Source organism: Azonexus sp., assembly GCF_030824335.1.
Lineage (GTDB): Bacteria > Pseudomonadota > Gammaproteobacteria > Burkholderiales > Rhodocyclaceae > Azonexus.
The window spans coordinates 33,999-48,786 of sequence record NZ_JAVBXX010000028.1 but is presented as its reverse complement, the minus strand read 5'-3'; the positions used below and the strand labels follow the sequence as shown (position 1 = coordinate 48,786).

The window sequence follows — 14,788 nt, the reverse complement described above, 5'->3', positions numbered from 1 at the left end:
TATCAAGACCGATACGGACAACTTTCATGGCACACCTCCTTGGCTGGCTCACAGCCCCTTGGCTGCAATACCCTCAGTGTCCCGCTAGATGGGAGGGGGAGTCCATTTCATTAGTAGACACCCGTGCAGGTGTCTACTTCCTGCTGGTGCGGTGTATACAACAGGGAGTGTGCATTCAATATCATGATTTTTAAGGTTTTGTTCTGATTCAAAACGACTGGCGATCCGAGCTTTGCACCACTGCCGCAAAAACTGCCTGATCAGCCCCGAGATCAACATCGCGTGGAGCATTACAGCATTCGAATCGGAATGCAATATCCGTAATGGATACGGAACCTCGTTATTTTTTCATGACAAACGCCAGCCAAGGGAAATGGGGCATCGTGGCCTCATGATTTTCATGAGGCCTATTTGGCAAAAGACGGGGCGTGCGGATGGGGTGGTTTGTCAATAATTGAGGCCAGTAAAGTCTCGTCACCGATCTTGAGCTTGGCTTTTCCGGCCTGATCCTGCATTCAACCTCTGGAATATCATGAAACCCACACCCAAACGCCTTGTTGTTCTCCTTGCTGCAGCGTTTCCTTGTTTAGCTGTCGCCGATGCCGCGGTGACGCTTGATTCCATTGTGGTGACCGGAAGTCGCACCGAACACAGCAGTTTCGATCTGCCTGCTGCGGTCGACGTGGTTGATGCAGCAAAAATCGCCGCTGGCCAGGCCAGGGTTAACGTTTCCGAGGCGCTGGCCGGGGTGCCTGGGATCAACGTGCAGAACCGCCAGAATTACGCGCAGGATCTGCAGATTTCCTCGCGCGGTTTCGGCGCCCGTTCGGCCTTTGGCGTGCGCGGGATTCGCCTGGTGGCCGACGGGATTCCGGCTTCGATGCCGGATGGTCAGGGGCAGGCAGCGACTTTCAATCTGGATCGTGCCGAACGGATCGAGGTCATGCGCGGTCCTTTGTCGTCGATTTATGGCAACCATGCCGGGGGCGTGATCCAGATGTTTACGCCGGATGGCAAAGGGCGGCCCAGTGTCGAGGGCAGTTTTTCCGCCGGCAGTTATGGTAGCTGGAAAGCCGATGTCAGCGCCCAGGGCGAAGCCGGCGGTGTCGGCTACCTGATCGATACGTCGCGCTTTGTCACCGATGGTTATCGTGATCACAGCGAAGCCAAGCGTGATCAAAGCATGGCCAAACTGACTTTTCGTCCGAGCCAGGACGGCAAGCTGACCTTGCTGGCCAACAGTTTCAAGCAGCAGGCCGATGATCCGCAGGGGCTGACCTGGAACGAGTTCAAGGCCGATCCGGAAGCGGTGGCCAGGGATGGGGCGAGTGCTACGTCGCCCGCACTGGCATTCAATACGCGCAAGACCATCGAACATACGCAGGGTGGGTTGAATTACGAACACCGCTTTGGTGATCAGACGGTGCAGTTTTCGGCCTATGCCGGGCAGCGTTCGACCATCCAGTACCAGTCGATTCCGGTGGGGCCGCAAGGGAATCCTCGGCATTCGGGGGGCGTGATCGATTTTGATCGCGATTTTTCCGGCATGTCCGGACGCTGGACCGGGCGTTATCAACTGGCTGGCGGACGGCTGACGACCACGCTCGGGGTGGATTACGAGAAGTCGGTGGATGATCGGCGCGGTTATGAGAATTTCATCGGCAGCACGCTGGGCGTCAAGGGTCGTCTGCGTCGTGAGGAGAAGGACAGGGTGGTCAGTTTTGACCAGTATGCACAGGCCGAGTGGCAAGGTGAGCGCTGGACGTTCAGCGGCGGTCTGCGCCACAGCCAGCTCAGCTTCAAGGTGCAGGATCAATACCTGAGCAACGGCAACGATAGCGGCAAGGTGAGCTACAACAAGACGACGCCGACGGTGGGGGCCTTGTATCGCCTGACCGACAGCGTCAATCTCTACGCCAGTGCAGCGCGCGGTTTCGAGGCGCCGACCTTCAATGAAATGTTCTATTCCAGCGGTGGCGGTTCATTCAATTTCTCTCTCAAGCCATCCAACAGCACGCATTACGAAACGGGTTTGAAGGCCATGCTGGGCGAGCATAACCGGCTGGATGTGGCAGTTTTCCAGATCAAGACCGATAACGAGATGGTCGTGTTGTCCAGCCTGGGCGGCCGCACTGCTTATCAAAATGCCGGGCCGACGACACGCCGGGGTGTGGAAATCGCGCTGGATAGCCGCTGGGTGAATAATTTCACCAGCCGACTGGCGTATACCCTGCTGGATGCGAAATACGATGAAAGTTTCAGTTTCGCGACGGCGCCACCTGTTGTGACCAAGACGGTCAAGGCAGGTAATCGTTTGCCCGGCATTGCTGCCCATACCTTGTATGGCGAACTGGCCTGGAAACACCCGGCCAGCGGTTTCCATGCCGCGGTCGAGGGGATTGCCCGCAGCAAGGTCTATGTCGAGGATATGAATAGCGAAACGGCAGCCCCGGGCTACGCGATTGCCAATCTGCGCTTCGGCGTTGAGCGCGATGTTGGTCAGTTCAAACTGGGCAGCTTCTTCCGTCTGAACAATATCTTCGACCGCCAGTACGTTGGCTCGGTGATCGTCGGCGATGGCAATGGGCGGTATTACGAATCTGCGCCGGGTCGCAACTGGCTGGCCGGGGTGACTGCCCGCTACGCCTTCTGAGTATTCGGAGATTTGCTACATCAAGCCCGGTTCGCCGGGCTTTTTTGTTTTCCGGGTTTGCCCGGAGGTGTTCCGTTTTGGCTCAGAGGGACAGCAAGTGTCCAGAAAATGAGCGATTCGTCGGCCTGCCGGCGGCGGGCAAAAAATCGGACGAATCTTGCTAAATCCTTGTCGCCACGGGCTTTGCAGCAGATTTTCCGCGCCTTGTGCCAGCCTGGCACGCACTTCGCAATCTATCGGTCTCGATGTCATCGTGTGTGATGACGGAGGGGGAGTTCGTCCGGGCGCTGTCCGGTCGTCACGATTTGTTCATCAAAGAGGTTTGAGGAGAAAATTGATGCAGAAAAAACTGATTGCATTGGCCATCGCTGCCGTTACTTCCGGCGCAGCTTTTGCCCAGTCCAACGTCACCATCTACGGTACGGTCGACATGGGCTTCCTGCACCGTAGCGGTAATAGCGGCGCAGTTTCCGGTACGAAGGCCCAGAAGGATATCCAGAGCAATTCCGCCGAAAGCAATATCGGTTTCAAAGGGGTCGAAGACCTCGGCAATGGCCTGAAAGCGATTTTCGATCTGCAGTACCGTCTGACGCCGGATGCCAATTCGGGTGTCGGTAATTCCAGCAGCGGTGCTGGCGCAGCCGGGCATCAGTATGTCGGTTTGACGGGCGGTTTCGGTACCGTGCTGGCCGGCTATCTGGACGGCCTGCGTTATGGCATTTATGGCAAGTACAGCCCGTTTGGCAACTACTCGGTCGGTAACTTCGCATCGATGACCACCCAGTATGATCGTGCCGCGAATGCCGTGGCTTATGTTTCGCCTTCCTTCGGCGGCTTTACGGTGATTCTGGCTCACGCCACCAACACCCAGGGCGCGGAAGGCAAGCTGAACGGTATCCACCCAGGTCTGGCTGCCAAGGGTAATGACGGCGACGACCGCCTGTTCTCCATTAACGCAATCTATGCAAACGGCCCGCTGAGCGTCGATCTGGATTACGAGACGACCAAGGCCGTCGGCGTGAACAACAGCCGTCTGTATGTGGCAACCGGTGGTGTTTCGTATGACTTCGGCGTCGTCAAGGTGTCGGGTCTGTACGATGTCATCAAGGGCGATCCGAATTCCTTCATCGGCGGTTCGACAACGCTTGATCTGGGCGGTGTCGGTGCTGGTAACGAATACGACCGTCGCAACTGGGCGCTTGGCGTCACGGTGCCGATGGGCAAGACGTCCCTGCTGGCCAGCTATGGCAAGGTCAGCGACAAGACCTTGAATAACGCAGATGCCAGCAAGTGGGCTATCGGTGCGCGCTATCCGCTCTCCAAGCGCACCACCTTGTATGCTGACTACGCACGCATCAGCAACGAAAAGAACGCTGCCTACCGGATCAATCCGATGGGTAACAACGCCGGAACGAGTGTCGGGGTGAGCGGTATTGACTTCGGTATCAAGCATTCCTTCTAAGCATCGGCCAAGTGCTGAAACGGCCCCAATAGGGGCTGTTTCCAGCCACGTCCGGACGGCTGTTCCTGTGCTGGCTGCCTGGCATGCCGGCAAATTTTTTCCCGCGCGGGCCATTTTTCGCCCGATCGGTTGTTTTGCCATCTCCCTAGTGCGACAGCTACTTCCCTTGCTGTTGTTTTTGGCGCTCCCCGGGGCGCCGTTTTTTCGTCGAATGTTGCTGCTTTCCGGGTTGTGCCTGTGTGTTTCCGGCACCTTGGCGAGCGACGAAATAGTCAGCCAGCGGATATCCGGCAGCGATTTTGCGGCCACCCGCGAAGCCCTGATCGAAACCATTGAATCGGCAGGCATGGTGGTCAGTGCGCAGATTCCGTTCAACAAAATGCTCGAACGTACCGCCAGCACGCTGAGCGACGGTGCGCCATCGCCCTTCATTCAAGCCGAGATTGTCCAGTTCTGCAGCAGCGTACTGGCTTGGCAACTGTTAGCCGAAGCCCCGGAACACATTGTCTTGTGCCCGTTGTCAGTGACGGTTTTTGTCCGGCGCAGCGAGCCGGAAATCGTGGTGCTGGCCTATCGCTCGCCCGGCGATGCGACACCCGGAAGACGTCAGGCGGAAAAACTGCTCCGCCGGCTGGTTGACCGCAGCAGTGAGCTGGCTCGCCTGCGTTGAGTGGCCTGATCAGCTGCGATGGCTCATCAACGCCTTCAGGCTCTTGACGTTCAATATGCGGATATGTTTTTGCTGCACGGCGATGTAGCCTTCTTCCTGAAATTTCGAGAAGGCGCGGGAAACGGTTTCCAGTTTTAACCCGAGATAGCTGCCGATTTCTTCGCGCGTCATGCGCAGGTAGAACTCGGCATGCGAGAAACCGCGTGCCGTGAAGCGCTGCGACAGGTTGAGCAGGAAGGCGGCCAGCCGCTCTTCGGCCCGCATGGTGCCCAGCAGCATCATGACCCCATGGTCGCGCACGATTTCCCGGCTCATGACCTTGTGGAAATGGCGTTGCAGGTTGTGAATCTCGCGCGACAGGCTTTCCAGTCGCGAGAAGGGAATGGCGCAGATTTCGCTATCTTCGAGCGCGATGGCGTTGCAGGTATGGTGTTCCGTGCTGATGCCATCGAGACCGAGCAGTTCGCCGGCCATCTGGAAGCCGGTCACCTGGTCGCGTCCATCTTCAAGCAGCACGTCGGTTTTGAAAAAACCGCTACGGATGGCGTAAATCGAATCGAAAGCATCGCCGGCTCGATAGAGATGATCGCCCCGCTTGATGCGGCGCCGGGTCGAAATCAGGTCGTCCAGACGTTCCAGTTCTTCCAGGCTGAGGCCGAACGGCAGACATAGCTCGCGCAGGTTGCAGTTGGAACACGCCGTCTTGATGACGGTCAGAGAAATTTCCTGGTTCAACGGGATAGTATTGGGCATTGGCAACCTGCGTCGGATTGATCCATGTCAACCGGAAAAGCGACCCATCCCCACATAATCCATCCTAAACTTGACGGCATGTTAAATGAATTTCGCAACTGATAACCTCGTTTTCGATCCACAGATCATTCGCCGGTTTGACGTTAACGGTCCCCGTTACACGTCCTATCCGACAGCGGACCGCTTTGTTGAAGCGTTCGATTCGGAGGCCGCTGCGCTCTGGCTTAGCAAGCGCAACATCGGCGGTATTAGCCGGCCGCTGTCATTATACTTCCACATCCCCTTCTGCAACACCATCTGTTATTACTGTGCCTGTAACAAGATCATTACCAAGGATCATGGGCGCAGCGCCAAGTACCTGAAATATCTGGGTAAGGAACTGGCTTTGCAGAGTGCAGCCCTGGAAGGCAAGGATGGCGAACACGAGGTCATCCAGCTGCATTGGGGTGGCGGTACGCCGACTTTCCTGTCGCACGACGAGATGCGCCAGTTGATGGCAGAAACCCGCAAGCATTTCAAGTTGCTGGACGGTGGCGAGTATTCGATCGAAGTCGATCCGCGCAAGGTGGATGCCGCAACCGTCGCCTTGCTGGGCGAACTGGGTTTCAACCGGATGAGTGTCGGCGTTCAGGATTTCGACGAGAAGGTGCAGGTTGCGGTCAACCGCATTCAGACCGAAGAAGAAACCGCCAACGTGATCAACGCGGCGCGGGCCAATGGTTTCAAGTCGGTCTCCATCGACCTGATCTATGGTCTGCCGCACCAGAGCGTGATGGGTTTCAACCGGACGCTGGAACGCGTGCTGGCGATGAATCCGGAGCGTCTGTCGATCTACAATTACGCGCACCTGCCGGGACTGTTCAAGCCGCAACGGCGGATTGCCGAGGCCGATATGCCGTCGGCCGATACCAAGCTGCAGATTGTTGCGCTGGCTATCAAAAAGCTGACCGAGGCGGGCTACGTGTTCATCGGCATGGACCATTTTGCCAAGCCGGATGACGAGTTGGCAGTCGCCCAGCGCCAGGGGCGTCTGCACCGGAATTTCCAGGGCTATTCAACCTATGCCGACTGCGACATGCTGTCCTTCGGTATTTCGTCGATCAGCAAGGTTGGGCCGACCTATTACCAGAACGTCAAGACGCTGGACGAGTATTACGACCGGCTTGATGCGCCGATGCTGCCGATTGTCCGTGGCATTGAACTGAACGCCGACGATATCCTGCGGCGTTCGATCATCCAGGCGCTGATGTGTCATTTCGAACTCTCCATCGAGAGTATTGAAAGCGCCCATTTGATTGATTTTCATCAGTATTTTTCTGCGGAAATCGAAGACTTGCGGGAGATGGAGCGTGGTGGCCTGCTCAAGATCGAGCGCGACTGGATCACCGTCTTGCCGCCGGGGCGCGTCCTGGTGCGCGTGATTTCCATGGCTTTCGACCGCTATTTGCGGGCTGACCGCCAGCGCACACGCTATTCGAAGGTCATCTGAGCCGGCGGCATTTCAAATGCCGGTTCAACAACCGACTCAGCTATCAGCGCACGGGCGAGCAGGTTAAACTGCTCGCCCGTTTGTTTTGAAGCCCTGCCAAGCTGTTTCGCCCGGTCAAGGGCGTGGAATGAAATATGCCCGATTCCGGATTTTTTGCACTATTTCTTGTCGGCCTGCTCGGTGGCACCCACTGTGTCGGCATGTGTGGCGGCATCGTCGGTGCGCTGGCCATGGGCGGTGCGCCGCGCTGGTCGATGCATCTGGCCTACAACGGCGGGCGCATTCTTTCCTACGCTGTGGCCGGCGCCATTGCCGGCGCCTTGGGTGCCGCCAGCTTGGGACTTGAAGGCCAGGTGCCGATTCGATTGATGCTTTACCTGCTGGCCAATCTGATGCTGATCGCCCTCGGGTTCTACTTGCTTGGCGTGACCAAGGCGCTGGCGTTCACGGAACGGGCCGGGCAAAGCTTGTGGCGTCGGGTGCAACCGCTGACCCGGCGTTTCCTGCCGGCCAGGACGATAGGGCAGGCATTTCCGCTTGGCATGTTGTGGGGCTGGCTGCCTTGCGGGCTGGTGTACAGTGCGCTGGCTTCTTCACTGTCGGCCGGTTCGGCCGAACGTGGTGCAGCCTTGATGCTGGCGTTCGGCCTGGGGACGCTGCCGAATTTGCTGTTGGCGGGCATTGTTCTTGCGCGGATTAATGAATTTGTCCGACATCCCGTTGTCCGCTCATTGTCCGGCCTACTGATCCTGGGCTTTGGGATTTATGGGCTGATTGGATTGCGACACCTGCTGTAGGAAAAATGACATGAGCGACGCGGAAAAAACCCTGGATTCGCCGAGTGTGGTTGAGTTTGCCATCGGTGGCATGACTTGCGCCGCCTGTTCTACCCGCCTGGAAAAGGTGCTCAATCGCCAGCCGGGCATGCAGGCCAATGTCAATCTGGCGGCCGAGCGGGCACGCGTGCGCCTGAATGGCGTGGCGCCGGAAGCGGTGATTGCTGCGGTAGCCAAGGCCGGGTTTTCGGCGGCTGTCGTCGATGGACAAACGCGGGACAAGGAAAAAGCCGAAAAATTGCTGGTGTACCGCAAGGAAATCCGTCGTTTCTGGATTTCCGTAGCCTTGACGCTGCCCTTGGTGGCGCAGATGGCTTTCATGTTCGGCGGGCACGGCCATGAAAATGAACCGATGCGTGAATTGCCGCGCTGGCTGCAGATGTTGCTGGCGACGCCGGTGCAGTTCTGGATCGGCTGGCGCTTCTACGATGGCGCCTGGAAAACCCTGCGTGGCGGCGGGGCCAATATGGATGTGCTGGTCGCGCTGGGCACCACGATGGCCTGGGGATTTTCGGCGGTGGTGACGGTGCTGGGGCTGGACCAACACGTTTATTTCGAAGCCGGCGCCGCGGTGATCACGCTGGTCCTGCTCGGTAAGTTGCTGGAGGCGCGGGCCAAGGCGCGCACTTCGGATGCGATTGAGTCGCTGATTCGCCTGCGCCCGAAGACGGCACGCGTCGAGCGCGACGGGCAATGGGTCGAATTGCCGGTCGATGCCCTGATGCCGGGTGATGTTTTCCTGGTTCGTCCGGGCGAAAGTGTGCCGGTCGATGGCGAGGTGATCGATGGCGAATCCAGCCTAGACGAGGCGATGCTGACCGGTGAAAGCATGCCGGTGGCCAAGCGGACGGGTGACCGGGTTTTTGCCGCGACGGCTAACGGTCAGGGCGCGCTTCGTTGTCGGGCGACCGGCGTCGGCGAACAAACCTTGCTGGCCGGCATCATTCGTCTGGTCGGCGAGGCGCAGGGTTCGAAAGCGCCGGTGCAGCGACTGGCCGACCGGATTTCCGGCATCTTTGTGCCAGTCGTGTGCACGATTGCGTTGGCGACTTTCCTGGCCTGGTGGTGGCTGGGCGGCGATTTTGCGACCGCCCTGGTTAACGCTGTGGCGGTGCTGGTCATTGCTTGCCCGTGTGCGCTGGGTCTGGCGACGCCGACGGCGATCATGGTCGGCACCGGGCAGGGCGCCCGCGCCGGGATACTGGTGCGCAATGCGGAAGCGCTGGAACGGGCGGAGAAAATCGGCATTCTGGCGCTCGACAAGACCGGCACGCTGACTTGCGGCCAGCCACAGGTCACCGATCTGCTGGCCCGTGGCGTTGACCGTGACGAGGCGCTGCGTCTGGCGGCGGCGCTGGAGCAGAATTCCGAACATCCGCTGGCGCGGGCGGTCATTGCGGCGCATCTTGCGTCGAGTGTCGGGAAAAGCGCTGGAAAAAACGCTGGAACAAGCCTTGGGGAAAACCTTGCGGCGAATGTTGCGGTCGACCTGCCGAAAGTGAGCAATTTCCGGGCACTGCCCGGCCATGGGGTTGAGGGCGAAATCGAATTCGCGCAGGAATCCCGGCAATTCCGCTTGGGCGCGCCGGCCTGGTTCGGTTTGGAAAGCGACGGCGAAATTCTGGCCTTGCAGAGCGAGGGCAAGACGGTGGTGGTGCTGGTTGAAATGGATGCTTTGAACGAAGCACCCAAGGTGCTGGCGCTGATCGCCATTGCCGACGCCTTGCGGCCGACTTCGCGGGAAGCCGTTGCCCGCCTGCGCGCACGCGGTATCCGCGTGGTCATGCTGACTGGCGACAATGCCGCAACGGCGGCGGCGATTGCTGCACAGGCCGGGATAGAAGAGTTTCGCGCCGGCATTCTGCCGGGCGACAAGGCGGCTGCGGTCAACGCGCTGAAATCAGATAAAACGCTGGTCGCGATGGTCGGTGACGGGATTAACGACGCGCCGGCACTGGCCGCGGCCGATGTCAGTTTTGCCATCGGCGCCGGTTCGGATGCGGCGATCGAGGCGGCCGATCTGACGCTGATCCGCAGTGATCTGCTCGGCGTAGTGGATGCCATCTCCTTGTCCGGGGTAACCTTGGGCAAGATCCGGCAAAACCTGTTTTTTGCCTTTATTTACAACATTCTCGGCATTCCGCTGGCGGCGCTGGGGATGCTCAATCCTGTGGTCGCCGGTGCGGCGATGGCGATGAGCTCGGTGTCGGTCGTTTCCAATTCGCTGTTGCTGAAGCGCTGGAAACCCGTTCGCTGATATCGGGCCGGTCAATGATTTGTCGATGGATTTTCAAAGGAGCGTACTGATGAACAATACCGTGATCAAAGTGGGCGGCATGAGTTGCCAAGGCTGTGTAAAAAATATTACCGAGGTTCTGCAGGCCATGCCGGGCGTCAGTGCTGTTGAGGTTTTGCTTGAACCTGGCGAAGCAAAGATTGCCTTCGATCCTGCATTGATCGCGCGCGATGCGCTGCTGTCAGCGATTGAGGATGCCGGATTCGACGCGGTTTGAAGCCTGTCGGGTTTTGCTGCAATTGCACAATTTCTTGCCATTGTTTTGCGAATGATATAAATTCGCATTAACCAATTCGGCAAGCCAGCCACACGCCAGCCAGCCATTTCCCTTGACTTGAGGACTGTGCGTGATGAAAAAAAACCCTACTCCCGGTTTTTGCGGTGATAGCCGCGTCGACCGTAATAAAGCCAAATTTCCAGCAAGCTTTCGCAGCGAGTTTCGCAACACCTGCTTTTCCGTCCCCGGCATGAAAAAAAGCACGCTGGCCTTGGGGGTTTCGACCGCCATGCTGATGCCGGCTGCTGCCTTGGCGCAAACTGCTGCGACGGGCGAAGAGTTCGAAATGAAGGCGATGACGGTGGTCGAGCGGGTGATTGATCACAATCCCTATGCCGAACCGGATGCGCCTTACAAAGCCCGGGTTTCCGGCGATGAGCGGCACAAGCGCACACTGGCCGAAACGCCGGCCAATATCTCGGTATTGACCAAGACGCAGATCGAAGACTCCGGTTATACCGATCTGCGGGAAATTCTCGATGCCCAGCCGGGGATTACGCTGGGCACCGGCGAAAACGGCAATGCCTTCGGTGATCGCTACATCATTCGTGGCCAGGAAGCGCGTAGTGACGTTTTCGTCGATGGTCTGCGCGATCCCGGCATGAGCATCCGAGAAAGCTTTGCTGTTGAGCAGATCGAAATTTCCAAGGGGCCGAACTCCAGCTTTGCCGGTCGCGGTACGGCCGGCGGTGCGATCAACTCTGTGACCAAGCAGGCAACGACCGAATACGATTTCACCAAGGTCTCTGCCGCCGCAGGTACGGATCGCCATACCCGTCTGACGCTCGATGCCAACCACGTGCTCAATGACAACGTCGCGTTGCGGGCCAACGTGCTGTACGGCTACGAACAAGTGCCGGACCGCGATCCGGCCGACCGCGAGCGCAAGGGTCTGGCCTTGTCCGGCCTGTTCAAGATTTCCGATCGTCTGGATGTCGTGGTCGATTACTACGGCCTGCGCGCCGAAGACAATCCCGACATGGGCGGCTTCCTCGTCGGTGCGGTGCCGAATCGCAAGCCGGCGAAGAATGTTCCGGTCTACGCCCAGAAACAGGACTTTTTGACCTCCGATGTCGATACGCTGACTGCCCGCGTCAAGTTCAAGATCAATCCCGATGTCCGCATCACCAACCTGACGCGTCTCGGTCAGTCGGATAACGGCTACGTCGTGACCGGTGCCCGCTCCGGGGCAACGGGGGTGAATAACGTCGGTGGGGTATACGATGCAATTACCCTCAGCACCCACAACGGCTGGCAGGAAGTCGAATATTTCGCCAACCAGACCAACTTGTTTGTCGACAAGACGCTGGGCGGGATGAAGCACGAATTCATTTTCGGCGTCGAATACACCGATCACAAGGTGCGCAACGGCATTTACGACATCGCCAATTCCGGTGCCAACTGCAAGACCGGCACGGTGGCGGCAAGCGCGGCCAACAACGCCTGGTGTGCAACCGGTCCCAATGGTGCCGTGGTCGCCGGTCTCGACAAGCTGATGAATCGCCAGATCAGCAAGGGACGCTGGGACCAGGATTGGCGGGCTGAAACCATCTCGCTGTCGGCCATGGATACGGTCGATCTGACGGAAAAATGGACGGCATTTGGCGGTATGCGCTATGACCGGACGAAAATCTCGCTCGATCTGCAAAGTGCTACCCTCGTCAAGACGGGCTACGCCTACACCGACAGCATGGTGAATGGTCACCTGGGGCTGACGTACAAGTTCCGTCCAGATGCCAATGTTTACTTCACCTATTCGACCGCTGCCGATATCAACGGCGGCGAGTCCGACGTCGGTACCAGCGGCGGTTACGGCGGCCTGGTCACGTTCAACGGCGATGCTGGCGGCGCCAAGCCGGAGCGGACGCAGAACTACGAAATCGGCACCAAGTGGAACCTGATGGGCGGCAAGCTGCTGGCCACCGCCGCCATCTTCCACATCGTCAAGTCCGACGTGATGGAAGGTGCCGACTACGCCAGTGCCGGCACCTTCAATACCGGCAAGAATCAGGTGCAGGGGATCGAGTTCGGTCTGGCCGGCAACATCACGGACAAGCTGAGTGCGCAAGCTGGTGTGGCGTTCATGGATGCGAAAGTGCGCGACTCTTTTACCCCGGCCAATGAAGGCAAGACCCTGAGCAACTTTGCCGACACCACGGCGTCCGCCCAGTTGCGCTATCAGGCGACGCCGAAATTTGCTTTCGGTACGGCGGTCAAGTACGAGAGCAAGAAGTACGCAGGCCAGCCGGATACCGCTGCCGGGTTTGATGCAGCGGGCCGTTATTCACAGCCTGTACCGGCCTACACGGTGTGGGACATGTTTGCCGATTACCGCCTGACCAAGAATGCCAAGCTGCGCATGAATGTCGGCAACGTATTCGACAAAACGTATTACCTGGCTGGTTATCGTTCGGGTTCATTCCTCTACAAGGGTGATGCACGCAATGCGCGCCTGACCCTGAATTACGACTTCTAACCCGGCCTTGGCGGGGTGAGCAGGCTTCTCCGGATGACTCACCCCGCACTGATCATGACTGAATCCTCCAATGCTTTGCCGCCGCTCGGGCGCATTCCACCGAATGTCTTCTGTGCGGCGGATTATGAAATCATGGCCCGGCGCTTCATTGCGCCACCGAGCCATGCCTATATTGCCGGTGGCTGCGGTCGAGATGGCACGCTGGCGGCGAACCGTCAGGTTTTTCAGTATCGGGAAATATTGCCGCGTCTGCTGCGCGATCTGTCGGCCGGGCATACCCGGCTCGACTTGCTTGGCCATCGTTTGCCGCATCCCATCATGCTGGCTCCGGTGGCTTATCAGCAACTGGTACATCCGCTGGCCGAAATCGAAACGGCGCGTGCGGCAGCAGCAACCGATACCTGCATGGTCTTGAGTACCCTGTCCAGCCGGACGCTGGAAGAAGTGGCCCAGCATGCCGGCGTGGATCGCTGGTTCCAGTTGTATTTCCAGCCGACCCGAAATGCGACGGTCGACTTGCTGCAACGGGCAAAAAGTGCGGGCTACCGGGCCATCATGGTGACGCTGGATACGGCAATCAAGGCCCCCAGTTTGGGCGCCCTCCAGGCAGGTTTCACCATGCCGCCGGATGTTACGGCGGTGAATTTGTCGGCTTACCCGGTGCCTGGCGCAAAAATCCTCGAGCGCGGCGAAAGCCGGATTTTCCAGGGCATGATGCGTGAAGCGCCAAGCTGGGACGATCTGGCCTGGCTGCTGAAACAAACCAATTTGCCGGTGATCGTCAAAGGCGTCATGCATCCAGCCGACGCGCAACGGTTTCAGGCCATGGGTGTGGCTGCCCAAGTGGTGTCGAATCATGGCGGTCGTTCGCTCGACGGCGCACCGGCCAGCCTGAGCGTCTTGCCGCGTATCCGCGCCGCAGTCGGGCCGGATTACCCCTTGCTGTTCGACAGCGGCATTCGTTCCGGCAGCGATATTTTCAAGGCCCTGGCGTCAGGTGCGGACGCCGTGATGATCGGTCGCTTGCAGGTTTATGCCCTGGCGGTGGCCGGCGCGCTTGGCGTGGCGCACATGCTCAAACTGTTACGCGAAGAATTCGAGGTCTGCATGGCGCAGGCCGGTTGTGCGACTTTGTCCGAGATCGGACCGGGAATGCTTTTTTCAGAAAATAGCGAGGCAGGAACATGTTGATTCCAATTCAAGGGGTGTTGAGCAAGGCGGAAGTACAGGAATTTCGTGCCTTGCTCGATCAGGCCGACTGGCAGGATGGACTGAAGACAGCCGGCACGCTGGCCCGTTCGGTCAAGCGCAATCAGCAACTTGATGATGGTTCGCCCTTGGCGCAGGAGCTTGGCAAGCGCATCTTGCGCAAGCTGGGCAACACGCCCTTGTTCATTTCGGCCGCCTTGCCCAGCCGCATTTATCCGCCAAAGTTCAATCGCTATGCCGGCGGCGGCAATTACGGCGCGCATGTCGATAGTGCGGTGATGCAGGTGCCGGGTACGGCAATTTCGGTACGTAGCGATCTGTCGGCCACGCTGTTTCTGGCCGAGCCTGATGAATACATCGGCGGCGAGCTGGAAATCGAAGGGCCATTCGGCATTCAGTCGGCCAAACTGGCGGCGGGTGACATGGTGCTTTATCCCTCGAGCAGCCTGCATCGCGTCACGCCGGTCACCGAGGGCGCGCGCATCGCTTCGTTCTTCTGGATTCAGAGCATGGTCCAGAACGACAGTTCGCGGACCTTGCTGTTCGATCTGGACCAGTCCATCCAGAGCCTGACCCCGCTGGTCGAGCCGGATGACCCGCGCTTGCTGAAACTGACCGGCGTTTATCACAACCTCTTGCGCCTCTGGGCGCAACCTTGAGCGGCGCA

At 58.7% G+C, this 14,788-nt stretch carries 11 protein-coding genes; 10 read left to right on the top strand and 1 reads right to left on the bottom strand.

Annotated elements, in window-relative coordinates; genetic code table 11:
- The first annotated feature begins 532 nt into the window (after positions 1-532).
- The 3 genes from RCI20_RS14700 (at position 533) to RCI20_RS14690 (ending at position 4,785) form a co-directional block, all read left to right on the top strand.
- A complete protein-coding gene (locus RCI20_RS14700; RefSeq protein ID WP_306606756.1) occupies positions 533-2,653 on the top strand; it encodes a TonB-dependent receptor in 2,121 nt (706 codons plus the stop codon).
- A gap of 337 nt (positions 2,654-2,990) precedes the next feature.
- Complete coding sequence (locus RCI20_RS14695; RefSeq protein ID WP_306606753.1) at positions 2,991-4,115, top strand: porin; 1,125 nt, start codon at positions 2,991-2,993, stop codon at positions 4,113-4,115.
- 211 nt (positions 4,116-4,326) lie between these two features.
- A complete protein-coding gene (locus RCI20_RS14690) occupies positions 4,327-4,785 on the top strand; it encodes a hypothetical protein (RefSeq protein WP_306606751.1) in 459 nt (152 codons plus the stop codon).
- 9 nt (positions 4,786-4,794) lie between these two features.
- Here RCI20_RS14690 and fnr read toward each other — a convergent pair whose 3' ends face one another.
- Positions 4,795-5,538 (bottom strand): fumarate/nitrate reduction transcriptional regulator Fnr, encoded by a 744-nt coding sequence (gene fnr / locus RCI20_RS14685; RefSeq protein WP_306606749.1) that lies wholly within the window; start codon positions 5,536-5,538, stop codon positions 4,795-4,797.
- 85 nt (positions 5,539-5,623) lie between these two features.
- On the opposite strand from fnr, the gene hemN reads away from it, so the two are divergent.
- The 7 genes from hemN (at position 5,624) to RCI20_RS14650 (ending at position 14,780) form a co-directional block, all read left to right on the top strand.
- Positions 5,624-7,027 (top strand): oxygen-independent coproporphyrinogen III oxidase, encoded by a 1,404-nt coding sequence (gene hemN / locus RCI20_RS14680; protein ID WP_306606747.1) that lies wholly within the window; start codon positions 5,624-5,626, stop codon positions 7,025-7,027.
- A gap of 134 nt (positions 7,028-7,161) precedes the next feature.
- The gene (locus tag RCI20_RS14675; protein WP_306606745.1) at positions 7,162-7,824 is read left to right on the top strand and encodes a sulfite exporter TauE/SafE family protein; all 663 of its coding nucleotides are present in this window, start codon (positions 7,162-7,164) and stop codon (positions 7,822-7,824) included.
- Positions 7,825-7,834: 10 nt separating this feature from the next.
- Positions 7,835-10,120, top strand: coding sequence for a cation-translocating P-type ATPase (locus RCI20_RS14670; RefSeq protein WP_306606743.1), 2,286 nt, complete (start codon positions 7,835-7,837; stop codon positions 10,118-10,120).
- Between the two features lie 49 nt (positions 10,121-10,169).
- The gene (locus RCI20_RS14665; protein ID WP_306606741.1) at positions 10,170-10,376 is read left to right on the top strand and encodes a heavy-metal-associated domain-containing protein; all 207 of its coding nucleotides are present in this window, start codon (positions 10,170-10,172) and stop codon (positions 10,374-10,376) included.
- A gap of 133 nt (positions 10,377-10,509) precedes the next feature.
- A complete protein-coding gene (locus RCI20_RS14660; protein WP_306606739.1) occupies positions 10,510-12,912 on the top strand; it encodes a TonB-dependent siderophore receptor in 2,403 nt (800 codons plus the stop codon).
- Positions 12,913-12,966: 54 nt separating this feature from the next.
- Positions 12,967-14,103 carry an alpha-hydroxy acid oxidase gene (locus tag RCI20_RS14655; protein WP_306606737.1) on the top strand — a complete coding sequence of 379 codons (1,137 nt, stop codon included), beginning with the start codon at positions 12,967-12,969 and terminating at the stop codon, positions 14,101-14,103.
- Positions 14,097-14,780 (top strand): Fe2+-dependent dioxygenase, encoded by a 684-nt coding sequence (locus tag RCI20_RS14650; protein ID WP_306606735.1) that lies wholly within the window; start codon positions 14,097-14,099, stop codon positions 14,778-14,780. Before RCI20_RS14655 ends, RCI20_RS14650 begins: the two co-directional genes overlap by 7 nt.
- The last annotated feature ends 8 nt before the right edge of the window (positions 14,781-14,788 follow it).

Bases quoted from the DNA above. Each gene is read 5' to 3' on its own strand.
- RCI20_RS14700 (WP_306606756.1), top strand. From the start codon at position 533: ATGAAACCCACACCCAAACGCCTTGTTGTTCTCCTTGCTGCAGCGTTT.
- RCI20_RS14695 (WP_306606753.1), top strand. From the start codon at position 2,991: ATGCAGAAAAAACTGATTGCATTGGCCATCGCTGCCGTTACTTCCGGC.
- RCI20_RS14690 (WP_306606751.1), top strand. From the start codon at position 4,327: ATGTTGCTGCTTTCCGGGTTGTGCCTGTGTGTTTCCGGCACCTTGGCG.
- fnr (WP_306606749.1), bottom strand. From the start codon at position 5,538: ATGCCCAATACTATCCCGTTGAACCAGGAAATTTCTCTGACCGTCATC.
- hemN (WP_306606747.1), top strand. From the start codon at position 5,624: ATGAATTTCGCAACTGATAACCTCGTTTTCGATCCACAGATCATTCGC.
- RCI20_RS14675 (WP_306606745.1), top strand. From the start codon at position 7,162: ATGCCCGATTCCGGATTTTTTGCACTATTTCTTGTCGGCCTGCTCGGT.
- RCI20_RS14670 (WP_306606743.1), top strand. From the start codon at position 7,835: ATGAGCGACGCGGAAAAAACCCTGGATTCGCCGAGTGTGGTTGAGTTT.
- RCI20_RS14665 (WP_306606741.1), top strand. From the start codon at position 10,170: ATGAACAATACCGTGATCAAAGTGGGCGGCATGAGTTGCCAAGGCTGT.
- RCI20_RS14660 (WP_306606739.1), top strand. From the start codon at position 10,510: ATGAAAAAAAACCCTACTCCCGGTTTTTGCGGTGATAGCCGCGTCGAC.
- RCI20_RS14655 (WP_306606737.1), top strand. From the start codon at position 12,967: ATGACTGAATCCTCCAATGCTTTGCCGCCGCTCGGGCGCATTCCACCG.
- RCI20_RS14650 (WP_306606735.1), top strand. From the start codon at position 14,097: ATGTTGATTCCAATTCAAGGGGTGTTGAGCAAGGCGGAAGTACAGGAA.